At 41.3% G+C, this 3,677-nt stretch carries 4 protein-coding genes; all 4 read right to left on the bottom strand.

Features of this window, described 5'->3' with window-relative positions; translation table 11 throughout:
* Nucleotides 1-1,252 (bottom strand): methyl-accepting chemotaxis protein (locus JZU62_RS06090; protein WP_295012918.1); only part of this gene is annotated, 1,252 nt, incomplete at its 3' end.
* Between the two features lie 9 nt (nt 1,253-1,261).
* A complete protein-coding gene (locus JZU62_RS06095; RefSeq protein ID WP_295012920.1) occupies nt 1,262-1,663 on the bottom strand; it encodes a PAS domain-containing protein in 402 nt (133 codons plus the stop codon).
* Nucleotides 1,664-1,772: 109 nt separating this feature from the next.
* Entirely contained in the window at nt 1,773-3,041 is a 1,269-nt protein-coding gene (locus JZU62_RS06100) for a methyl-accepting chemotaxis protein (RefSeq protein ID WP_295012922.1), read from the bottom strand.
* Nucleotides 3,042-3,049: 8 nt separating this feature from the next.
* On the bottom strand, nt 3,050-3,430 hold the full coding sequence (locus JZU62_RS06105; RefSeq protein WP_295012924.1) for a PAS domain-containing protein: 381 nt from the start codon (nt 3,428-3,430) through the stop codon (nt 3,050-3,052).
* Between the last annotated feature and the right edge of the window lie 247 nt (nt 3,431-3,677).

A 3,677-nucleotide genomic window follows, 5' to 3' on the forward strand; every position in this document is an offset into this window, starting at 1 on the left:
ATCGACGAAGAATTTCATTCTTTCCGATAAACTGTTTTGTTTCCACTTCTCGATAAATCTCATCGGAGAGATCTTGGATAACCGCTGACGTTTGAGATACATTCGCGGCGATTTTAGCATTCTCTTGGGTCATCTGATCAAGTTGGGTTACGGCGGTATTGATTTGTCCGATACCCTGCATTTGCTCACGAGAAGCATTGCTCACGTCTTGTACCAACATCGTCGTTTGTTCGATCTTACCTGCGATCACTTCAAACCCACGGGTAAGCTCGTTAGCGATAGACATACCTTCGTTTGATTTATTTGCCGCTTGTTCAGCAAGTGCTTTAATCTCTTTTGCCGCATCAGCAGAACGATTTGCCAAATTACGTACCTCTTGGGCAACAACCGCAAACCCTTTTCCTGCTTCACCTGCAGTTGCCGCTTCTACCGCCGCATTGAGAGAAAGAATATTCGTTTGGAAAGCGATGTTCTCGATAATAGCAACCGCATTGTTGATCGAGTTCGTTGCTTGCTGAATCTCGGTCATTGCTGAGGAGGTACGATTTGCCAGTTGCGCACCCTGCTTCGCACTTTCATCGGTTTGGGATGCCATGCGTGCCATATCGTTCGCTTTTTGAGCGTTTTGCTGAACATTGCTTGTCATCTCTTCCATTGCCGCCGCTGTCTCTTCGAGATTTGCCGCTTGTTCATTACTCGCATTCGAGAGGTGATCCATAGCAAGACGGAGACTAGAAGCTTCACTTTGGAGGTTCAATCCGTTTTGGAGCGATGTTGCAAGCATATGGGTGATTTCGGTAGAGAGCTTGTTAACTCCGTCGATGAGAAATGAAAGATCACCTTTGAGATTACCCTTATCGACTCGTCCGGTAAAGTCATTTGCGCTATAGGCACTTAATACTTTGACTATTTCATCAAAACGTTGAGAAAGCAAAAGGGTAAAATCACTGAAAGAAGAGGCGATAACACTTACTTCACTTCCGTATGCTTCAATATTTGAGGGCTTAAATATCCCCGATTTCATTTGATCCAGAGCCAAAATAAGCTCACCCATAGCGAGCATATCTTTTTGCTTTGCTTCGATCATTACAGTAAGGCGATGCTCGATCAACGTCGAAATTTTTTCAAGTTTTGCATCATTATAAGTTGATTTAGCGTAGCGATAACGGTTTCTTTTTCCCTCCGCAATATCAAATGAATCATTGATCATCGCTTCGAGAAGATGGTAGTCAGTGGATTTAATTCCGAACATAAAATTTCCTTAGAGTGTTTTGTACAACGCGATAGAACTTTCGATTTCGTCCGCCGTCGGTTTTCGACGACAAGAGATATAGTGGCGACGTCCCTCTCGCATAACCGGATAAACGGTCGCATACACCCAATAGTACTGGTTTCCGCCGCGTGTTTTATTTTTAACAAAACCGGTCCATGTTTTTCCGGCTTTAATCGTATCCCATAGGTCTTTAAAAGCAGCCCGAGGCATATCAGAGTGTCGGACGATACTATGAGGCTGTCCGATCAAGTCTTCAACTCGGTAATCGGCAATATTACAAAAATCATCATTGGCAAAAATGATAATCCCTTTTTCATCGGTTTCGGATACGAGAAAAGCTTTGTCACTAAGAATCCGCTCTGCTCCATTCGAGGTAAAAATATTTGACATTGTGTGTCCTATGTAAGAATATGAATTGAATTATAGATAAGCAGTGTTGCATGTTTGTCGCATTTAGTGCGAATCGAGAGGAAAGCTGAATTGGTTCAGCTCTCACACATCAGTTTTTAGAAGCAAGAATTTGTTCTTTACCCACAAATTCTTTTGAAGATATTTCGCTGTACATATCGTCAGAAAGTTCTTGTACTAAACCGGATAAAGATGCGACGTTATTCGCAGTTTTTGCATTTTGCTGAGTAATATTATCGAGTAGATGAACGGCATCATTAATCTGGTTAATTCCGGACATCTGTTCCTGAGAAGCTCCTGAAACATCTCGTACGAGCTGATCAGTAAGTGCAATTTTTTCAGAAATGGTTACAAAGCTGTCAATCATGTTTTGAGCTGCATGTACCCCTCTTCGTGATTTTTCACGTGCGGCATGGGCAACACTCTGAATCTGTTTTGCTGCATCCGCACTTCGATTGGCAAGATTGCGAACCTCTTGGGCAACCACCGCAAATCCTCTCCCCGCCTCTCCGGCAGTCGCAGCTTCAACCGCAGCATTGAGGCTTAGGATATTCGTTTGGAAAGCGATGTTATTGATAGTCTCTACAGCCTGATTTATGGCTTCCGTAGCCGACTCAATCTCACTCATAACGATAAAACTTTCCTGAGCGATTTTGTTTCCATGCTCAGAAGCACCTTTCGCTTCCTGCGCTACTCGCAACATATTATTAGCTTTTGAGGCATTTGAGGCGACATTGGAGGTGAGCTCTTCGATCGCAGCAGCGGTCTCTTCGAGGCTGGCAGCTTGCTCATTCGCACTGGAACTCATCTCATCAGAATAATGAGAAAGCTGATCGGTATTATGCTGAAGAGAAAGAGCGCTAGTTAGTTGATGGCGATACTGTTCAGCAATAATTTCCTGAAGTTCATTGATATGTTCGTTGAGGGTACGAATATCATGATTCCATCCATCAGATCTAAAAGGGGTACGAAGATCATTGTGACTGATACGGCTAAATCCGCTTTCGATTTCAACAAAGAGTTCTTTGAGACGAGTCATGAGTCCGTTGTAAAAATTGGTCGTTTCTTTGAGTACACTGCTGCCGTTTTGGGTACACAACGCCATACTTACATTACTCAGTTCTCCGGTTTTCGCTCGAAAAACGGACATAGCAAGCATACCCGCTTGGATATAGTTCGCATCTCGGATGTTTTTGTAGTCTCTGGCGAATTGATTTAAATCATTTAGCAAATCGTTAACACGTTCACTCCGCGCATCAGACGAAATAGTGGTTTCATTCACCTTTTCTAGGACAAAATTTCGACACTCTTGTATAGCCTGTTTTAAAATTAAATAATCGGATTTGCTTATGTCAAACATTCTTTTCCTTAGTTCATTGTTTTATAGAGTGCATCGTATTTTCGTATCTCATCACGTGTTGGTTTCCGTCGGAGAGACAGATAACGTGTTTCACCATTTTCAAAAGTGATAGGAGAAACGGTCGCGTATACCCAATAATAATCTCCACTTTTAGCACGATTTTTTACAAATCCGTTCCATGTTTCTCCGGTTTTAATAGTGTCCCAAAGATCTTTGAATGCCGCTTTTGGCATATCACTATGACGTAAAATATTATGAGGTTTTCCTAAAAGTTCATCCCAACTGTATCCACTGTATCGGATGAAGTCATCATTCGCGAACGTAATAACTCCGTGTGAATCGGTTTCAGAAATAATAAGGGAAGATTCGTCCATTTCTATTTCATTCATTTTTAATATCTCCTTATAGTTGATGATCACTTTAACCCTTTTGTGTTGCAAGTATGTTGCAAACGAACAATAAAATTTATATTGAAGATAATTAGTGCAAATCTTATAATGGAGTGTGAAATATTGTAATTTGCAACAAAATTGCGACATTGAAAAGATATACTTTCTAAATCATTAATATAAGTGAATCAGATGAAAAAAATATTGATAGTAGACCAAAACAAACAAAGCCGCACTAAGCTTCGCA

The organism is Sulfuricurvum sp., from assembly GCF_019163035.1.
Lineage (GTDB): Bacteria > Campylobacterota > Campylobacteria > Campylobacterales > Sulfurimonadaceae > Sulfuricurvum.